Raw genomic sequence first — 18941 nt, forward strand, 5'->3', positions numbered from 1 at the left:
CAATGCGCAGAATAGATTTACCTATTCTGCAACATCACCTTTTTCTTTATTTCTTTTAACAATTTTTGTTTTAGAGAATTCTTCTCTTTCTTTTTCTTCAATACTTTGAGAAATACTTTTGATAAGTTCTGACTTTTGTGGTATCTGTATTTTTTCCAAAGAATTAACTTTTTTATTTGATTTTCTTATTTCTATTTCCAAGTTATTTATTGTACTATCAAGCTCTGCTAATTTAAAAATATCTGCTTTTAATTTATTAAAAGCTATTAAAGCTTCATCAAATAGAGAATTTGTCTGATAAAATGAATAAGATAAAGATAATTTCTTAGGAGTAAATCTTATTTCTGCTATGTCAGTCTGCATGAATTTTGTATTCTTTGTTTCTATTGAATTATCAATCGGTATAAGACCGGCTAAATTTTCTAGCTTAGCCTGGCCTATACTTGTCATAGCTTTATTGAAATTATGACTTACTTCATTCATTGTTTGGTTTACTTTTTTATTTAAAGCATCCCTATCCTTAATTTTACTCTCATGAGCATTCATCAAGGCCTTTCTTTTTTTATCTAGAATATCAAGACCAACATCTAATAGCTTTAGTTCTTCCTTAGCTTTTATTAGATTGGCTTTACTTGCTATTTGTTCATTGTTCATCAGTCTTACCTATAAATTTATCAAGATTTTTCTCAGATACCCTGTGAAGTTCGTTTCTTGGTAATATTTTTAATATATCCCAAGCTAAATCTAAACTTTCTTCAAGTTCTCTATTTTCACTTTGATCTTGTGATAGAAATTTGCTTTCAAATACATCACCGAATTCTAGGTATTTCTTATCAACTTCTGACAAATCATCCTCACCGACAATTTGTGCAATGTTTCTAACATCTATGACCTTGGAATATGATTCATATAATTGGTTCATTACATCTTCATGATCACTTCTTGTATAGCCCTCACCAATGCCATCTTTCATAAGTCTTGATAAAGAAGGCAAGACATTTATTGGTGGGTAGACTCCCTTACTTGAAAGGTTCCTATCTATTACTATTTGTCCTTCTGTAATATAACCAGTCAAGTCTGGAACTGGGTGAGTGATATCATCATTAGGCATGGTTAGGATTGGAATAAGGGTTACAGAACCTTTCACTCCCTCAATCATACCTGCCCTTTCATAGAGACTAGCTAGATTTGAATAAAGGTAACCAGGGTAGCCTTTTCTTGAAGGTATCTCTCCTCTTATAGAAGATACTTCACGTAGGGCCTCACAATAACTTGTCATATCGGTTATGATTACAAGCACGTGGTAGCCTTTCTTGTAGGCAAGGTATTCAGCAGCTGTAAGGGCACATTTTGGAGCAAGAAGTCTTTCCATTATTGGTGAATCGGCTAAGTTTTGATACATTACTAGCTTGTCCTTTACTCCAGCTTTAGAAAAAGCATCTTCAAAGAACATTGCCTCATCTTTTTTAATACCCATAGCAGCAAAGACAAAGGCAAAGTCTTCATCAGTTTTTAGTTTAGCTTGTCTAATAATTTGAGCTGCAATTTCGTTATGTGGTAGACCTGATCCTGAAAAAATCGGCAATTTTTGGCCACGGATTAGGGTGGTCAAGGTATCAATAGCAGAAATTCCTGTTTGTATGAAGTCTCTTGGATATTCCCTTGCAACTGGATTTAGTGCAAGACCTTCGACAGGATATGTTTCTTCTGAATAAATGTCTCCACCATTGTCAATAGGTTGACCTATACCATTAAAAGTCCTACCTAGAATACTCTCATTGAGAGGTAATTCTAATGGTTTTTCGTAGAAACTAACAACAATATCTTCTACAGAGAAATTATCTGTATTTGCATAAACCTCAATTGTTACAGTATCATCATCAACCATTACAACTGATCCTACAAACTCCATTCCTGCTGCATGAACAGAAACTAGGGCGTTGTAGGCTATATCACTTACTTTTTCAATTTCTATGATAGAAGATTCTATTTTTTTGATTTTTGTATATTCTTTTCTCAACAGCTTACCCCCTCAAATTAGCAAAATAATTCTCAATTTTAGAGCCTAGCTGGTTAAGCTTTTCTAATTTATCATTTTCAACATTGTATTTCATCTGGCTTATTTCATTTAATAAGTCTGAATCATATATCTTTTTATATGAAATACCATCTTTAAGAGCTTGGTTACTTAAATTATTGTATTTATCTATTATATCAAGCATCATAATTTGCTTATCCACAGGCACATACTTATCTATAGCGTTATAAGCATTTTGTTGTAGGAAACCATTTCTAATTAGGGCAGCCACATCTAGGGTATTTTTTTGTTCATCTGATAAGGCATCTGATCCAACTAACATCATTATTGATTTAACTTCTTCTTCAGAAATCAATACATTCATAAGTTTATTTCTTATAGCGATAATATCAGAATTGTAATGCTCTTTGTAGTAGTCTTGCATCTTTTCTAAGTAGTTAGTATATGAAGTTAGCCAGTTTATAGCTGGGTAATGTCTTGAATAAGCAAGTTTCCTATCAAGACCTAAAAACACATTTACAGAACGTCTGGTTGCTTCAGTTACTGGTTCTGAAAAGTCTCCACCCGATGGAGATACAGCCCCTATTAAGGTTACTGAACCTTTTGTTCCATTTAGGTTTTCGAAATATCCAGCTCTTTCATAAAATTTGGAAAGTCTTGATGCAAGATAGGCAGGATAGCCCTCTTCTGCAGGTATCTCTTCTAGCCTTGCGGAAATTTCCCTTAATGCCTCTGCCCATCTAGAAGTAGAATCTGCCATTAGAGCCACATCATAGCCCATATCCTTATAGTATTCTGCGATAGTTATACCTGTATATATACTTGCCTCTCTTGCAGCAACTGGCATGTTTGAAGTGTTAGCAATCAGGATTGTCCTTTGCATAAGGTCCTTACCTGTATTTGGGTCGATCAGGTCTGGGAATTCCTCAAGTACCTGAGTCATCTCATTCCCTCTTTCACCACAACCAATATATACTATGATATCAACATCAGAATATTGGGCAAGCTGATGTTGGAGCATTGTCTTACCTGTACCAAATCCTCCAGGAATTGCAACTGTACCTCCCTTTGCTATTGGGAAAAATACATCTAATACCCTTTGGCCAGTAACTAAAATATTTTGTAAGGTTAAGGCTTTTTTAACTGGCCTAGGATTTCTTACAGGCCAATATTGGTAAAGTTTAAGGTCAAAAACACCTTCATCATTTTCTACCTTTAGTATGGTATCTTCAAGCTTATATTTACCATCTACCTTAGCTTCAACTATTACACCAGTAAAGCTAGACATTAGTCTATGCTCTATTACTTCTGTCTCTTTTATAGTGGCGTAAATATCTGCTTTTTTAATCTTGTCACCTTTTTTAAATTTAATTTTAACATCCCATTCTTTTTCAAGATCAAGGTTGTCAAAACCAATACCGGATGGTATAAAGGCTCCGTGTTTATCCATTATATCTTTAAGAGGTCTTTCTATACCATCAAACATATTTCCTAATAGACCAGGACCTAGTCTTACTGATAAAGGCATTGATGTAGAGATGATATCCTCTCCTACTTTTAGACCTGATGTATCCTCGTATACCTGAATAGTTGCAAGGTCACCTTCAACGGAAATAACTTCCCCAATTAGTTTTAAATTACCAACTGAAACCATCTCTCTAATTTTAAGGCTTCTTGCGTTTTGAGCATAAACAACAGGTCCATTAATTGTTTTAATTATTGGATTCATTAAAACGCTCACTTTCAAGAACTTGGTATAATTTTTTACCAAATTCATATTTTTTATCTCTAATTCTTTCTTTATAGCTAAAATTATATCTGAATTCATTATTGATATCTTTTAGTATAAAGCCACCTATATAAGTGTTATCCATCGCTTGCTTATTTTTAAAATCTATTAAAGCTAAGTCATCTTCTAACACACATACTACAATCTCATCTTCTGATAAAGAAAGTTCTTTCATAACCATTTTTATTTCAGTAGATAAAGATTTTTTATAAGCATCTGTTTGTTTATATGCCCTTAGTTTACTAATTAATCTATTATAAAAATCATCAAGCAATTCTTCCTTGTAAGCAAAAAAGTTATTTTTTTCTTCTTGCTTAATTTTTGATATTTCTTCGTTTTTTCTTATTTTTAGAAAGTTTTTACGATCTTTAAGCTTTTCTTCAAATTCTTTACTTCTTTGTTTATTCTTATTATCGATATAGGATGAATTCTTTTCGGTAGATAGGAATAATTCCTCATCCGTTTTTATCTTTTCTTCATCCCAAACCATCTTTCTAAAACTTGATAGTTTTGCTTCTAAGTCTAGCATAATCAATCCTTTCAGCCATCAATAATTACAATTAAAGGCATTGTGTAATCTCTTCTATAATTATCAATCCTATTATTATTTTTATTATAAACTGATCTTGTAATTATCAATATAGCAAGATTCTCATCCTTGTATGAATTCCTAAATTCCTCTTCAAAATTATTCTCATCAACCAAGCTTGCTTCAATAGCTCCAAGACGAAACATTGTAAGCAAGTTGTTTGAATCAGTTAGAATCTTTGCTTTCATTTTATGCGTATAGGATTAGGATTGAAATAATTACACCAAAGATTGCAATACCTTCAGCAAGACCAACAAAGATGATTGTTCTACCAAGTATTGATTGGTCTTCAGAAATTGCGCCAAGTGCTGCAGATCCTACTGTACCAACTGCATAACCAGTACCGATTGTAGCAAGTCCTGTAGATAGAGCTGCACCTATATATTTAAGTCCATCGCTTGCTGTAGCTGTTGCAGCTGCAGCTTCTCCTGCTGCTTTTGATGTTGATGGAAGAATTAATACCATAATCATCAACATTAGTGGTACAAAGGTAAATAAATTTATCTTTAATGCTTTTTTTATTTTTGCTTTTGAGCTATCTTCGTTATTTTTTAGTAGGTATAAACCTGAATAAATTGTCATAATGACAACTGCTAGTGCAAGTAATGCTGTATATTTAATCATATTCTTCTCCTTTTAAATTAGTTTTCCTTAATTGGTCTAAATTTACGACCGTTTCCTTGATAATACTTACTAAACATTTCATAAAATTCTAGTCTTAGACCTTGGATAAAGACAATCATTCCTTCAAGGCCAATGATTAAAACATTACCAAATATTAATATTATTATTCCAAAAATCCCGCCACCAACAAGTTTGCTCATAACTTCAAAGGCCATGTATAGACCAACGTGGTTGATAGCAAAGGCTCCAACCCTAGTAAATGAAACAAGATTTGAAAATACTGAAAGCAAGGCTTCTATTATTGAAAATGAACTTTCAACATAATAATCTGAGGCACTTGATTCAAAGACCTCATCTCTCTTTTCAATTTTAGCTGATATTGGTTTAGAAAATACTATCATTATTATTGATAGAATCAACAGACAAAGAGCAAAAGGCATTGGAAGTGGATTTACTTTTACAATGTTAAGTATTAATAAAACAAATGAAATCATCATCAAGAGTCCTGCAAGGCCTTCCTTACCAAAGATTCCTTCTTCGATATTTTTTTGTTTTACTAATTTGTTATAAATACCTAGACAATATGCAATTACAAGTAGCATTATACCAAAGGCTACTGATGCTATAAGGACTTTCATGATATTATCAAATGGTTTAATCAATAATGTAGGAATCAATGTCTCTATTCCAAAAAATGATCCATACATCAAACCAAAGAAACAAGCAGAAAATCCAATTCTTCTTATTAGTGATCCGAAGGTTTTATTAATCTTATCTACAAAAAAGCTTAGAAGAATAAAAACTAAACCTTGTCCTAAATCACCAAACATCATTCCATAGAGGAGCATATAAGTTACTGCGAAAAATGGAGTTGGGTCAATTTCGTTATAATTAGGTGCTCCATACATATTTACTAGGAATTCGAAGGGTCTAAAGAGCTTGTTATTTCTTAACTTTGTTGGTGGCTCTTGATTATATTTTTTTTTTACTTCTACGTTTGTTTTGTCGTATTTTTTGGATAAAGATTCAAATTCTTTTACCTTAGAATTTGGAACCCAACCAGTTAAGTATAAATATTTTTCACCCTTGGCCATCTTACTAATGATATTTTCGCTTTTTTCATAGTATTCAACAGTACTTGGTAAAGATTCGAAAGTTTCTTCGTTATTATCCTTAAAATCTTTGATATCTTTTTCTAGATTATCTAATTCCTTTCCTATACTACTTAACTTAGCATTTATTGTATCAAGATTCTCATCAGGAAGTTCCATATCGATAAAGCCCATTGTGTTTACAGCCCTACCTATATCTTCACTAACCTGTTTTGGATAGACTAATAGATAATTTTCTTTAGAGTTTTTTATTTTATCTGTCATTGCCATCCTCCTTGATTATTTTTTCGAATGCTTCATCTACGAGCATGTCAACCTCATCCTTGTATAGGCTTTCAATGCTAGATTTCTTGTCAGAAAAAGATTTTTTAATTTCACTAGCTTCTTTGCTTATTTCTTCATCGTTGTTTTTATTTAACTCCGCAACTTCTCTTGTAATTTTTTCAAGATAGGTTTGATCAATCTTATTAGCAACTTTTAAGCTTTCAGCTTTTTCATTTTCAATTATAGCATCAACACTTCTTCTTCTTTCACTAGTTTTATTGTCTAGCTCAATCAAAGTGTTAATCGCATCAGCACTTTTAGTATCTTCATCGTTTAAGTGGATGATTAGTGATGGTATATTTTCGTAGTTATTTTTTAGAATAAATCTACCATCTTTTGTCACCTCGCCATATCTAAAATCGAAATAGTTTAAGTGCTTAATCTTATCAATATCAACATCTGCCCTATTTAGAATCTCCAAATTATTTTTATAAGTTAATAATTTTTCTTTTTCTTCAACAAGGCTTTCTCGTCTTTTAATCATCGGCTCAAGTCTAGTATAGAGTCTGTCAAGTTCATCTTTCTCAATAACTTTAGTTATTTTACCGATTTTTTCATCATCTTTAATATCAAAGAATTTCTTTAGATAATCAAGTTTTTCAAGTTCTTCTTTGCTAAGACCTTGAAAGCTTGTAATACTATTCATATCCTCAGTCAGTTCGACATTTTCGCTACTAGCCTTGACAGAGAAAGCTCTACTAGCCACTTGACCAAAAGCATCAATTGGTTCGATTTGACCTATATTTATTACATCCTTTAATAAATCGGTAAGATTTTCTAGTCTGGATGTAATATTAACTAGGTTCATTTTTTCTACTGCCATATCTACCTTCCTATTAACAATTCTCTTTTCTGATTGTAATCATATCGTCCATCCATCTCTAGTATGGAAATAATATTTTTAATATCCAAGTATAAAAGATTTATTGCAGAGATAACATAAAGGATGTCACAATTCTCACTGATTATTTCATCTCTAGAATTCTTCCATCTTCTATCTTGTATTCTTTTGTAAACCAAATCTTCATTTTCAAAAATATTTTTATACCTACTATCAGAAAAATACTCTATAAATTCGTCCTTATTGAGATTAGATATCTCTCTAAGTCTATCTGCATTAAACAGATATCCACCCTCTATAAGATAGTTAAAAACTTCGTTATTATTTATTTCAAAAAAAGATTTTAACCTGTAAAGCATTTCAAAATTCAACAAGTTGATTTCTTCAGCTATATATCTGTTGATGTACTTATAATCATTGCTAGGGAACTTTTCGCTCATTTTTAGTAAGTCTCTATAATACAATTTTATAAGAGCATTAGAAGATAAAAATATCAATTGGTCTTGATCCATATTTTCATTTAAAAACGGCTCCAAGACCCTTTTTATATGTTTATCTTTAATAGATTCAACAAAATCATGTAAAGAAAAACTAGCTGATAGCTCCATTCCTTCAAAAAACGGGCTGTTTACGAAGTATTTATAGTTATCTGATAAAGAATCATTTAATATACTTGTAATTATTTCTTGTATCAAATAAATTTTGTAAATTGAGAAATATAATTCATAAAATTTTTTATCTAAGCCTCTTAAAAAGAAGTCAATTGACCTTACTTGCTTGAAAAAATAATTATTTAATTTTTCTTCAACAATTAGTTTATCATCATCAGCTGATAGAAATTCATAATTTTTCTTTAAATATGAGATTTTTCTATCAAAATCATTCTCATTTATAGTTCTTTCTAGCAAATAATCATCTAAAAGTTTCCCCAATTTAGCCTTAGCTTTTACAGAAACATCTTTCATAAAACCTCCTTTCCTGACATTAACATATTGTACCTTAAATTCTTTTATAAAAAAAGCTTTTTAAATAACTAATATCATTTATATATATCTGGAAAAGGACTTAAGCCCAGCTAAGGCTGGGCTATTCAACTAAGTCTCCTGATATTGTAAAGGATGTATTGTCATTTATTTTTACTTTTACAAATTCTCCAATTAAACTCTTATCGGCTTTCACATGAACTAACTTGAAATCATCAGTTCTACCTGTAAGAACTTCAGGATTATTTTTACTTTCTGATTCTAATAATACCTCTACAGTTTTACCTATATAAGTCTTATTCTTTTCATAAAAATGTGGATATAAGACATCTAAAAGCCTATCAAATCTATCTTGGATTACATCATCATCTAATGGAGTAAGTTTTGCAGCCTTTGTCTTTGGCCTAGGTGAATATTTGAAAGTAAAGGCTGTGTCGTAACCTACTATATCACATACCTTAAGTGTTTCTTTAAAATCTTCTTCTGTTTCTGTAGGATAACCTACTATTATATCTGTTGAAATTGCGATTTCTGGTATTTCTTCTTTAAGTTTTCTAACTCTTTCAAGATACTTTGCCTGATCATAATGACGATTCATGTCTTTTAGAATTTTTGATGAACCAGATTGAAGTGGTAAATGAAAATACTTACATATATTGTCGTTTCTTTTAATTACTTCTACAAGTTCATCGGATAAATCTTTTGGATGACTTGTTGTAAACCTAAGTCTTTTTAGATTTGGTATTTGAGCCACTTTTTCTAAAAGCTCTGGGAATGTGTGTTTGAAATCGGCTTTGTTGCCATAAGAATTAACATTTTGACCAAGTAAGGTTATTTCTTTATAGCCATTGTTAACCAAATATTCTACCTCTTCTATAATTGATGAAGGGCGTCTAGATTCTTCCCTACCTCTTGATTCAGGAACTATGCAATAGGAACAGAAATTATCACAACCGGTCATTATATTTACATAGGCTTGAAAATCATTTGGGGTGTTATATTTTACAAAATCATCTTTTACATTATCTGTTGATATATCGACGACTCTTTCATTTGTTTCAAGATATCTAAAGATTAAATCCTTAAGGGAGTTGATGTTTTTAGTACCAAAGATGATATCTACTTCCTTATGTTTATCAATTATAACATTTCTAGCTACTTCAGTTTGCATCATACATCCTGATACAGCAATTATTTTTTCGGGATTTTCTTTTTTCAGTTTCTTTAATGATGAAACTTGACCATATAGCTTTAGCTCTGCATTTTCTCTTACTAAGCATGTATTGAATAAGATAAAATCTGCCTTATTCCTATCCTCTTCATATCTATAACCCAAATCTTCTAGGATATAGGATATTCTTTCAGAATCATGCTCATTCATTTGACAGCCAAAGGTTGTTATATTGTAGGTCTTTCCTCTAAAGAAATCTTTGTATTTATCTAATTTGTCAGACATGTTCCTCCTTTAAGTAAAAAAAGAGATGATAAAAATCATCTCCATTTTTATTAATCTTACTCAGCGTCTTCTTCAATAGATCCAAGTAAATCTTCTGAACCTTGTGCTGATAGAGCTTGTGCAAGCATATCTCCAAGGTTGTTATTTAGGTCATCATCACCAAATGATGAAGAAGAATTATCTTTTTCTACTTTTCTTCTTGGTCTATCGTTAGTTCTAGATTGTCTTCTTGGTTTTCTTTCTGGTCTTTCTGGAGCTTCTTTTAAAGCTTTAATGCTAAGACCGACTTTTTCATCTTCAGTATCTATTGAGATTATCTTTACTTCGATTGTGTCACCAACTGTAAGCTCATCAGATGGTTTTTCAACGTGATCCCAAGAAATTTCTGAAACATGAACAAGACCTTCTACACCATCAGCTACTTCTACAAATGCACCAAAGTCAAGTAGGTTTACTACTTTTCCTTCAACTACATCACCAACTTTGTGGCTATTTACAAAACTTTCAAATGGTTTGTCTAGAAGTTGTTTGCGACCTAAAGATATTCTATTTTTTTCTTTATTTAATTTTAGGATTTTAACTTCGATTTCATCATCCACATTTAGGACATCTGATGGGTGTTCAACTCTTGTCCAAGCGATATCTGAAACATGAAGTAATCCGTCAAGTCCGTTAACTTCTACGAATGCACCAAAGTCAGTTAGTCTTGCTACCTTGCCTGTAACAACTTGGCCTTCTTCTAAATCTTCCCAAAGGTCATCAAGTTCTGCTTCAAGTACATCTTTTCTAGATAGAACAAGTCTATTTTTTCTTTCATCGATGCTGATGATCTTAAGATCCCATTCTTCACCAACAAATTTCTTAAGATTTTTTACAAAGTAAGTTGCTATTTGGCTAGCAGGTACGAAACCATTTACACCATTAACTTCAACAGTTAGGCCACCCTTGTTAAAGCCAACAACTTTACCATGTACTAATTCGTCATTTTCAAACTTTTCAGCAAGTTCTTTCCATGCTTTCATACCTTCTACTCTTCTAGTAGATAGGCTAACATTACCTTCACCATCATCAAGTTTGATAACGAATACGTCTATATCATCACCAACTTCAAAACTGTTTTTAGGATCTTTTTGTTCCTCTTCAGTCATTTCGTCTAGTTTAACAATACCATCTGCACGATATTGGATATCTACAAATACCTCATCATCTTTAACATTGATTACTGTACCTGTGATCACCTCTTTAGGGTAAATCTTCTTTAAACTATCCTCTAGACTGTTCATAAATTCTTCTTTTGTGAATTCATCCATACTACTTACTACCTCCTTAATAATCGAATCAGGCGTAGATGCACCTGCGATTATTCCTAATTTTTTAAATTTAGAGAGCTTTTGCAAAGGTAGATCTTTAACAGTTTCAATCCTTAAAACATTTTTACAATACAAACTAGCTACTTGATATAGCTTATTTGTGTTAGAACTATTAAAACCACCAACTACAATCATACAATCTACATAATCCGCTAATTTTTTAGCAGACTCTTGCCTTAATTTTGTAGCATTGCATATTGTGTTTTCTATTACTACACTATCATTATTTTCTTCTAACTTGTTAGCAATATTTACAAAAAATTCAAACCTATTTGTAGTCTGGCTAACTACATATAGCTTCTCATAATTCTTAATATTTTTTGCTTCAGTCTCATCTGATACTACTATACCATTGTTTATAAAAGATTCCATAGCAATTATTTCTGGATGCTTCTTATCTCCAACAATTATTACCTGATAGCCTTCTTTTTCTTTATCAGAAATCTTCTTATATATACTATTTAAAACAGGACAAGTTGCATCATAAAGCTCGTTGCCATTAGCAATAAGCTTATCTTTAAAGCTTTTGTATTCTCCATGGGCTCTTATGACTATTAAGGAATCTTTGATTTTTAGAGCCTCTTCATGATCAATAACTTTTAGTCCTTTTTTTTCGAAATCTGCCACTAATTGTGGGTTGTGGATTAAAGGACCTAAAGTATATTTATTTTTTTTTGATTTTAGAGCTTTTTCGGCAAGGTCAACACTTCTTTTGACTCCAAAGCAAAAACCAGAATTATCTGCAATAATAATTTCCATTATCTACTCTCTTTCAATTCTTTACTATGTTCATATAAATTTATGAAAATGTGGTCAGAAATTTCTTTCATCGCTTCTTTATTTTTTAGGTTTGAATACTTTTCTATCCTCATTGGTTCCTTAACATAAATATCTACCCTTGAGAACAGCTTATAATTTGTGACAATCTCAATTGGCAATATATCAGCCTTAGCTTTCAAAGCTATGAATCCTACTCCCTCTTTCATATTTTCCCTATCAATGGTTTTGACTCTGGTTCCCTCAGGGAAAATTCCTAGGGTATGGTCTTCCTTAATTAGGTTTATAGCATGTCTTAAGGCCTTGAGGTCATTTCCTTGTCTATCTACTGGAAACATTCCTGCTTTTTTTAATAAAGTTCTAAGTACAGGGATTTCAAAAAGTTCTTTTTTTGCCATAAAATAAAATCTTATAGGTAAGGATATAGCAAGGAAAAAAGGGTCAAGATTAGACCAGTGATTTGCACATGCTATAAAATTTGCATCCTTTGGTATAAATTCCTTACCATGAACGTGGATCCTATAAAAAGGAAAAAGTAAAATCCTTACAAGTATAACCAAAAAATTATAAAACATCAGTTTTCTCCACATACGAAAGTATCAATTCAATTGTTTGGTCAATATTAAGTTCTGAGTTATCAATTAATATTGCCCCTTCTGCTAGCTTTAATGGAGAAATTTCTCTATGGGAATCATAGTCATCCCTCTTTATAATTGCCTTTTCAATCTCTTCTACACTTAGTTCTGATTCACCCTGATCAAATCTTCTTTTAGCCCTCGTTAGGGCAGAAGCAGTTAAGTAAAATTTATATTTAGCATTTGGAAATACTACACTTCCTATATCCCTACCATCTAGGATGAAAGATGTATTTTTAGCTATTTGTCTTTGAAGGTCTACCATCTTCTCCCTAACATAGGATTTGGCTGAAACCCAAGAGACATTAGCTGTAATTTGATCATTTCTTAGGTCTTTAGTGACGTCACTTCCTAAAAGATATAATTTTTCATCCTTAAAATCGATCTCTATTTCATCAATTAACCTTATTAAAATCTGATCATCAGTTTTTTCATCCATACCCTTATCTAAGAAAAACTTAGTAACAGCCCTATACATTAGGCCTGTATTTAAGTATTCTATTCCTAATTTTTTAGCTAAAATTTCAGAAATAGTTGATTTTCCAGAACCACTTGGCCCGTCTATCGCTATTATATATGTCATATCCTCTCCCTTATATATTGTGAGCAAGCATAAGCTGTAGAAAAGTAGATTTGAAGATTGTACCCTCCAGTAAGGCTATCTATATCAAGGTTTTCGCCTACAAAAAATAAATTATCAATTTTTTTAGACATCATGCTGCTTGGATTTATTTCAGACAAGTCTACCCCACCCCTGGTAACAACTGCTGATTCATAGCCGCCTAATTTAAGAAAATTTAGCTCGAATTTCTTTAAATTTTCTATTATTAGCATCCTCAAGTCCCTACTAAGCTCACTCGCCCTTAGGTCTTTATCAATTTTAAGTCTTTGACCAATTACCCCTACTAAGCTATCGTTGATTATAGATTTTAGAATATTTAGAATAGATTTTTTGGGATTTTGATTTATTAAATCAAGTAAAAGGTCGTCTAATTCATTATAAGTGTATTTTGTAAAAAAATCTATATAAATATGATTTACCTTGTCATTATCAATTAAGGAACTTGCCCTTAGGACTACTGGTCCTGTTATAAAATCAGAATTTATTAATATATCTCCAACCTGATATACTGAATTTTCATCAGACTCCAGACTAAGGCCCACATCTTTTAGAGATAGGGCCTTGATATTAAGTTTATCTTTAATGAAGATAGGAACCAGCACTGGACTAATTTTGCTAATATGGTGACCAAGTTTTTTGCATAGGTCATATCCTAGTCCATCTGATCCAGTTTTAGGATACGACTTACCTCCAGTAGCTATAACAAGACTATCAAATTCAAATTTATGATCATCAGTTTTGACAATAAACTTTTTATTCTTCTTAATATCTACAACTTTTGTATTTGTTAATAAATTTATACCTAAGTCGTTTATTTTTTTATAGAAAAAGTCAATAAGGCTTTGTGACTGTTGGGATTTAGGAAATACCCTCCCATCTTCTTCTGCTATTGTTGCAATGCCTTCACTTTCTAAAAAGTCTATTAAGTCATAATTATTAAATTTAGCATAGGAAGAGTAGACAAATTTTTTATTTCTTACAACTTTATCGAGGAAATCTCCATCATATGACATGTTCGTGATGTTGCACCTTCCTCCACCTGTCATTTTGAGTTTCCTAGCTATTTTAGAATTCCTCTCAAGAATATATATTTCATTATTTTCGTTTTTTGCAAGAATGGCTGTCATAAGTCCAGCTGGTCCTGCTCCAATAATTCCAATTTTTTTCATATAATTTTTCCCACAAAAAAAGATAGTTGCCTACCTTTTAACTTTTTTAACAAAGAGCATTTCTTCTTTGTCAAAGTATTTATAGTCTTTTTCTTTAAGATCAGATAGGCTAATATCTCCTATCCTTATCCTTTTAAGCCTTTTAACACTGCTATTAAAATATTCAAACATTCTCCTTATCTGTCTATTATATCCCTGATGAATTATGACTTGATATTTTTTATTACCGATTAGTTTAATATAAGCATCTGATGTATGTTCACCATTTCCTATATCTAGACCTTGCATAAAAAGATTTTCTTCTTTTTTGCTAAGGGTTTTATCAACATCTACAATATATTCTTTGTCTAGTTTGAATTTAGGATGAATAATATTATTGGTGAATTCCCCATCATTTGTAATAATCAAAAGACCTTCGCTATCTTTATCAAGTCTTCCAGCAGCATAAAACCTCTTATCAATTTCTAACAAGTCATTTAAGTCTAATTTATTATAAGGATCAAAATTAGAAGTTATATAACCAACAGGCTTATATAGTTTAATATAAAATTTCTCTTCTAACTCAAGTAATTGACCATCGATTGTAACCTTATCAGTATCTTCTACTTTAAATCCTGGCTCAGTTATTAAGTTATCATTAACCGTTACTCTACATTCTTTGATTAAGTCGTCTGCTTTTCGTCTAGAAGTAAAGCCTGTATTTGCTATATATTTATTTATTCTCATTATCATCACCAATCTTTATTTCAGGTAAATCTTCTAGTGAAGATATAGAAAAATATTTTAGAAACTCATCTGTTGTGCCAAATATTATTGGTTTTCCTATCTTATCTAACCTTCCCTTTTCAACAATTAGTCCCCTATCAAGTAGTGAATCAATTGTCGATTGAGAGTTAACTCCCCTTATTTTATCTATTTCCGCCCTTGTAATTGGTTGCTTATAAGCAATTATAGAGAGGGTTTCTAAGGTTGAGTTAGTTAGTTTTTTTTCTGACTTGGCTACTAATTTTTCTAAGTATTTATCAGTAGACTTTCTTGTAGAAAATTGATAGGTGTCACCATATTTTCTAATAATTAGGCCAGTATTTTTGTTATTTCTCTCCTCAATAGATTCCTTAAGGGCAGTTTTTATGTCTTTTTTATCAATATCAAATAATATCTTTGATAGGTCAGCAAAATCTAGGGGTTCACCCCAAATATATAAAATTTCTTCTATGAGTCCTTTAATTTCGTCAACTGTCATTTTCCCTCTTAACTATTTTAAATGAATTAATATCTTCTTGACTTAAATAAATCTCTTTAAGCTTTACCATTTCTAGAAGAGCTAAGAAAGTAGCTATACATTCTGCTTTTGTAATGATCCTTTTTGTTATATCGTTTAACTTTAATTCTTTAGAAAAATTCAGTGTTTTCCTAAGGCTAATAAGGTAATCATTAACATCTGGCATTATCTCTTGCTCAAATATTCTGGATTCAGATTTTTCTTCATTTTTTAGTCTATTAAGAAGCTTTTTAAATTCTCTTGAAAGTATATCTATATCTTGATTAATGATTATTTCATCTTTTTCAAAGCTAGTCAAATCTTCTTGAAATTTAACATGTATTTTACGAGCTTCTTCTTCTAAATACTTGAAATCCTCTTGGACGGACTTGATTTTTTTATACTCGATTAGATATGCTAAAAAATCTTCTTCTAAGCCTTCATTTTCCTCTTTTGGTAAGAGCTTGTTTGCCTTAATTGTTAAAAGAATAGATGATGTGTATATAAACTCAGAAAGAGAAGGCAAATCTATATTCATTTTAGCTACTTCTTCTAAAAATGGACTTGTTATATCTTCAATCTTAACATCATATATATCAATCTTTTGTTTATCAATTAGCTTTAATAAAAGGTCAAAAGGCCCCTCAAAGGCCTCTAGTTCAATATTAAGCTTCATTTAATAACTTTATACAATATAAGATCGCTATAATTGTTTTGGCATCTTTAATTTCACCATTTTCCACCATCTTATATAATTCTTTTATCTCGATTGCGCATGCTTCTACATTCTCATCCTCATCTTGCTCAAGACTTGATTTAACTAAATCTTTAGCTAAGAAAAATGATAATTTATCATTTGTAAATCCTGGTGAAGCATGCATATCAAATAAGTAGGAAATAGTTTCTGGTAAATATCCTACTTCTTCTTGTAATTCTCTTTTAGCTGTTTCTATTGGCATCTCACCCGGATCAACTAATCCTGCAGGAATCTCTAAGGTTATTTTATCAATTGCCTTTCTATATTGTTTTACCATCCAAATCTTGTCATTACCATCAAATGCTATGATACCAACACCTTTTTGGTGATCAACTATCTCTCTTTTAGAATACCTTTTATTTTCAAGCTCTACGGTTTCAACTCTTAATTTAAGTATTTTACCATCATAAATTGTATCTGACTTAATGGTTTTTTCATAAAATTTTTGCTCATTCATTTCTTAATTCCTCCGCCATCTCCAAAATTTCTCTTGCTGACTTTTTAGTAGTTTCAGTTATATCAACACCTGCAATTAACCTTGCTATTTCAAGAGTTCTTTCTTCCCCTTTTATTGTTTTTGAGTAAGAAATAGTAGCATCTTTTTCATCTTTTTTACAAACCAGTATATGGTTATTAGCAAGTGAAGCTAGCTGTGGCAAGTGAGATATAGCTATTACTTGTCTTTTCTTAGATAAATCTAAGATTTTTTCACCAACAACTTGTGCTGTCCTCCCACTTATTCCAGTGTCTATCTCGTCAAAAATCATCGTATCTATATCATCAAAACTTGCAAAAACTTCTTTAAAGGCAAGCATTATTCTCGAAATCTCACCGCCTGATGCTGTCTTGGTTAAAGATGATAGGTTTTCTCCTTTATTGGTTCTAATCAAGAAATCTACATCATCATAACCATTTTTATCAATTAAATCAGTCTTATTAAGGTCAACTTTAAATTTACCATTTTTTATATTTAATTCCACAATTTCTTTGTTGATTGATGACTCAAGTTCTTTTATCTTTTTAACTCTAATGGCATGTAACTTATCAGCCTTATCTAACATTTTTTTATCTATATCCGCTATTTTAGAGTCTATATTTATTCTTAGGTCTTCAATTTGATTGAGCTCATCCAGGCGGTCTTTCATTCCTTCATAATAAACTTTGATATCATCTATGCTATTGCCATATTTCCTCTTAAGATCAAAGAGTTTTTTATTTAAATCATCAAGCACTTGTAATCTTTCTGGATCAGTGGACAAAATTTCTACATAGGAATCAGCTTCTGAATATATATCGTTAAGTTGATCTGATATTGATATTAGTCTGTCATATATGTCCTCAGATTTTTTATCTATACCTACATAATTTGATATTGAAGAAGAAGCTTCATTTAATAAACTACTAATAGATGGAATTTGATAATCATCAGAGTCAATGATTTCAATCATTTGATAATAGCCGTCTCTCATACTTGATATATTTGATAGCCTCTGATATTCACTTTCTATTTCATCTTCATCTAAATTAAATAAATCTATGGCTTCAATCTCTTTTATTTGATAATCAATAAGATCTCGTTCCCTGCTTAACTCTTCATCGGTTAAGTCTAAGTCTTGAAATTTTCTTATAAATTCTGTTTTCTCTCTATATAATTCTTTCAAGGAATCTCTTAAAGACTTAGTTTCTTTGTCGTTTTGATAAGAATCTATTAAGTTTATATAATTAGACTTATTCATATAGACGTTGCTATCACCTTGTCTATAGATATCAATTAAAAATTCCCCTATATCTTTTAAGATATTTAAATTTGAAAGTCTACCATTTATCCTTATCGATGATGACTTATCGCTTATTTTTCTGGTAATAATAAGCTTGTCATCATCAAAAATTATATCTTTATTCTCAAGATATAATTTTTGATATTCATCTATGATAAATACTGCTTCAATAATTGTAGTGTCCTTAAATTTGCCGATAATATCTTTGCTAGCCCTCTTTCCTAAAAGCAAATTTATTGCTTCAAGTATAATGGACTTTCCTGAACCAGTCTCGCCAGTTATTACATTAAACCTATCCTCAAAAAATATATGATCTTTTTTGATTATTATAAAATTATCTATATAAAGCTCGGCAAGCATTATTTTACAAGATCTCTTAATTCTTCTACTAAATCGTCAATAGTTTTTGAATCTCTTGGAGTAATAAAAATTGTGTCTATACCTGTTACGATACCTCCAACATTTTCAAGCTTTGCATTAGTAATATATTGTCCGCAAACAGTTGCACAGTAAGATATAGTTTTTATTACTACAAGTTGAGAAGATTTTTCTACTGATAAGACTGCTTCCTTGAAAATTTTTTCAATTCTTTCTGTAAGTGTGTCATAAACCGCATCAACTACTGTGTATTTATATTCGTAGTCATCACTTTGAACCTTGGATATTCTAAGTTCTTTTATATCCCTAGAGATTGTAGCCTGGGTAGCATTTACTCCTTGGTCTCTTAGAATCTCAGATAATTGACTTTGAGTTTTGACATCATTATTTTGAATAATATCTAATATTAATCTTTGTCTAGTGTATTTTTTCATAATA

At 31.1% G+C, this 18941-nt stretch carries 20 protein-coding genes; all 20 read right to left on the minus strand.

What is annotated here, in order from left to right; genetic code table 11:
* Window positions 1-21: 21 nt before the first annotated feature.
* Window positions 22-654, minus strand: coding sequence for a V-type ATP synthase subunit D (locus tag C8269_RS02690; protein WP_106460315.1), 633 nt, complete (start codon window positions 652-654; stop codon window positions 22-24).
* A complete protein-coding gene (locus tag C8269_RS02695) occupies window positions 644-2020 on the minus strand; it encodes a V-type ATP synthase subunit B (protein ID WP_106460316.1) in 1377 nt (458 codons plus the stop codon). The genes C8269_RS02690 and C8269_RS02695 overlap by 11 nt, the downstream gene beginning before the upstream one ends.
* Window positions 2021-2024: 4 nt before the next feature.
* Window positions 2025-3767 carry a V-type ATP synthase subunit A gene (locus tag C8269_RS02700; RefSeq protein ID WP_106460317.1) on the minus strand — a complete coding sequence of 581 codons (1743 nt, stop codon included), beginning with the start codon at window positions 3765-3767 and terminating at the stop codon, window positions 2025-2027.
* Window positions 3751-4356 carry a V-type ATP synthase subunit E family protein gene (locus C8269_RS02705; protein WP_106460318.1) on the minus strand — a complete coding sequence of 202 codons (606 nt, stop codon included), beginning with the start codon at window positions 4354-4356 and terminating at the stop codon, window positions 3751-3753. Before C8269_RS02705 ends, C8269_RS02700 begins: the two co-directional genes overlap by 17 nt.
* Window positions 4357-4367: 11 nt before the next feature.
* Window positions 4368-4604 (minus strand): V-type ATP synthase subunit F, encoded by a 237-nt coding sequence (locus tag C8269_RS02710; protein ID WP_106460319.1) that lies wholly within the window; start codon window positions 4602-4604, stop codon window positions 4368-4370.
* A gap of 1 nt (window position 4605) precedes the next feature.
* Complete coding sequence (locus C8269_RS02715; RefSeq protein WP_199792146.1) at window positions 4606-5040, minus strand: ATP synthase subunit C; 435 nt, start codon at window positions 5038-5040, stop codon at window positions 4606-4608.
* 17 nt (window positions 5041-5057) lie between these two features.
* Window positions 5058-6422, minus strand: coding sequence for a V-type ATPase 116kDa subunit family protein (locus C8269_RS02720; protein ID WP_106460320.1), 1365 nt, complete (start codon window positions 6420-6422; stop codon window positions 5058-5060).
* Window positions 6406-7299, minus strand: coding sequence for a hypothetical protein (locus C8269_RS02725; protein ID WP_106460321.1), 894 nt, complete (start codon window positions 7297-7299; stop codon window positions 6406-6408). The genes C8269_RS02720 and C8269_RS02725 overlap by 17 nt, the downstream gene beginning before the upstream one ends.
* A 2-nt stretch (window positions 7300-7301) precedes the next feature.
* A complete protein-coding gene (locus tag C8269_RS02730) occupies window positions 7302-8282 on the minus strand; it encodes a V0D/AC39 family V-type ATPase subunit (protein ID WP_106460322.1) in 981 nt (326 codons plus the stop codon).
* A 121-nt stretch (window positions 8283-8403) separates the two neighbouring features.
* A complete protein-coding gene (gene miaB / locus C8269_RS02735; protein ID WP_106460323.1) occupies window positions 8404-9756 on the minus strand; it encodes a tRNA (N6-isopentenyl adenosine(37)-C2)-methylthiotransferase MiaB in 1353 nt (450 codons plus the stop codon).
* A gap of 56 nt (window positions 9757-9812) precedes the next feature.
* Window positions 9813-11885, minus strand: a complete 2073-nt coding sequence (locus tag C8269_RS02740) for a bifunctional 4-hydroxy-3-methylbut-2-enyl diphosphate reductase/30S ribosomal protein S1 (RefSeq protein ID WP_106460324.1) — start codon at window positions 11883-11885, stop codon at window positions 9813-9815.
* Entirely contained in the window at window positions 11885-12478 is a 594-nt protein-coding gene (locus C8269_RS02745) for a lysophospholipid acyltransferase family protein (protein WP_106460325.1), read from the minus strand. The genes C8269_RS02740 and C8269_RS02745 overlap by 1 nt, the downstream gene beginning before the upstream one ends.
* Complete coding sequence (gene cmk / locus C8269_RS02750; protein ID WP_106460326.1) at window positions 12468-13121, minus strand: (d)CMP kinase; 654 nt, start codon at window positions 13119-13121, stop codon at window positions 12468-12470. Before cmk ends, C8269_RS02745 begins: the two co-directional genes overlap by 11 nt.
* Window positions 13118-14329 carry an NAD(P)/FAD-dependent oxidoreductase gene (locus C8269_RS02755; RefSeq protein ID WP_106460327.1) on the minus strand — a complete coding sequence of 404 codons (1212 nt, stop codon included), beginning with the start codon at window positions 14327-14329 and terminating at the stop codon, window positions 13118-13120. The genes cmk and C8269_RS02755 overlap by 4 nt, the downstream gene beginning before the upstream one ends.
* Before the next feature lie 30 nt (window positions 14330-14359).
* Window positions 14360-15055, minus strand: coding sequence for a pseudouridine synthase (locus tag C8269_RS02760; RefSeq protein WP_106460328.1), 696 nt, complete (start codon window positions 15053-15055; stop codon window positions 14360-14362).
* Entirely contained in the window at window positions 15042-15572 is a 531-nt protein-coding gene (gene scpB, locus C8269_RS02765) for an SMC-Scp complex subunit ScpB (protein WP_106460329.1), read from the minus strand. The genes C8269_RS02760 and scpB overlap by 14 nt, the downstream gene beginning before the upstream one ends.
* A complete protein-coding gene (locus C8269_RS02770; RefSeq protein WP_106460330.1) occupies window positions 15562-16266 on the minus strand; it encodes a segregation and condensation protein A in 705 nt (234 codons plus the stop codon). The genes scpB and C8269_RS02770 overlap by 11 nt, the downstream gene beginning before the upstream one ends.
* The gene (locus C8269_RS02775) at window positions 16256-16804 is read right to left on the minus strand and encodes an NUDIX hydrolase (protein WP_106460331.1); all 549 of its coding nucleotides are present in this window, start codon (window positions 16802-16804) and stop codon (window positions 16256-16258) included. The genes C8269_RS02770 and C8269_RS02775 overlap by 11 nt, the downstream gene beginning before the upstream one ends.
* Entirely contained in the window at window positions 16797-18485 is a 1689-nt protein-coding gene (recN, locus tag C8269_RS02780; RefSeq protein ID WP_106460332.1) for a DNA repair protein RecN, read from the minus strand. Before recN ends, C8269_RS02775 begins: the two co-directional genes overlap by 8 nt.
* On the minus strand, window positions 18485-18937 hold the full coding sequence (locus C8269_RS02785; RefSeq protein WP_106460333.1) for an arginine repressor: 453 nt from the start codon (window positions 18935-18937) through the stop codon (window positions 18485-18487). Before C8269_RS02785 ends, recN begins: the two co-directional genes overlap by 1 nt.
* Between the last annotated feature and the right edge of the window lie 4 nt (window positions 18938-18941).

The organism is Anaerococcus sp. Marseille-P3915, from assembly GCF_900258475.1.
Classification (GTDB): Bacteria; Bacillota; Clostridia; order Tissierellales; family Peptoniphilaceae; genus Anaerococcus; species Anaerococcus kampingae.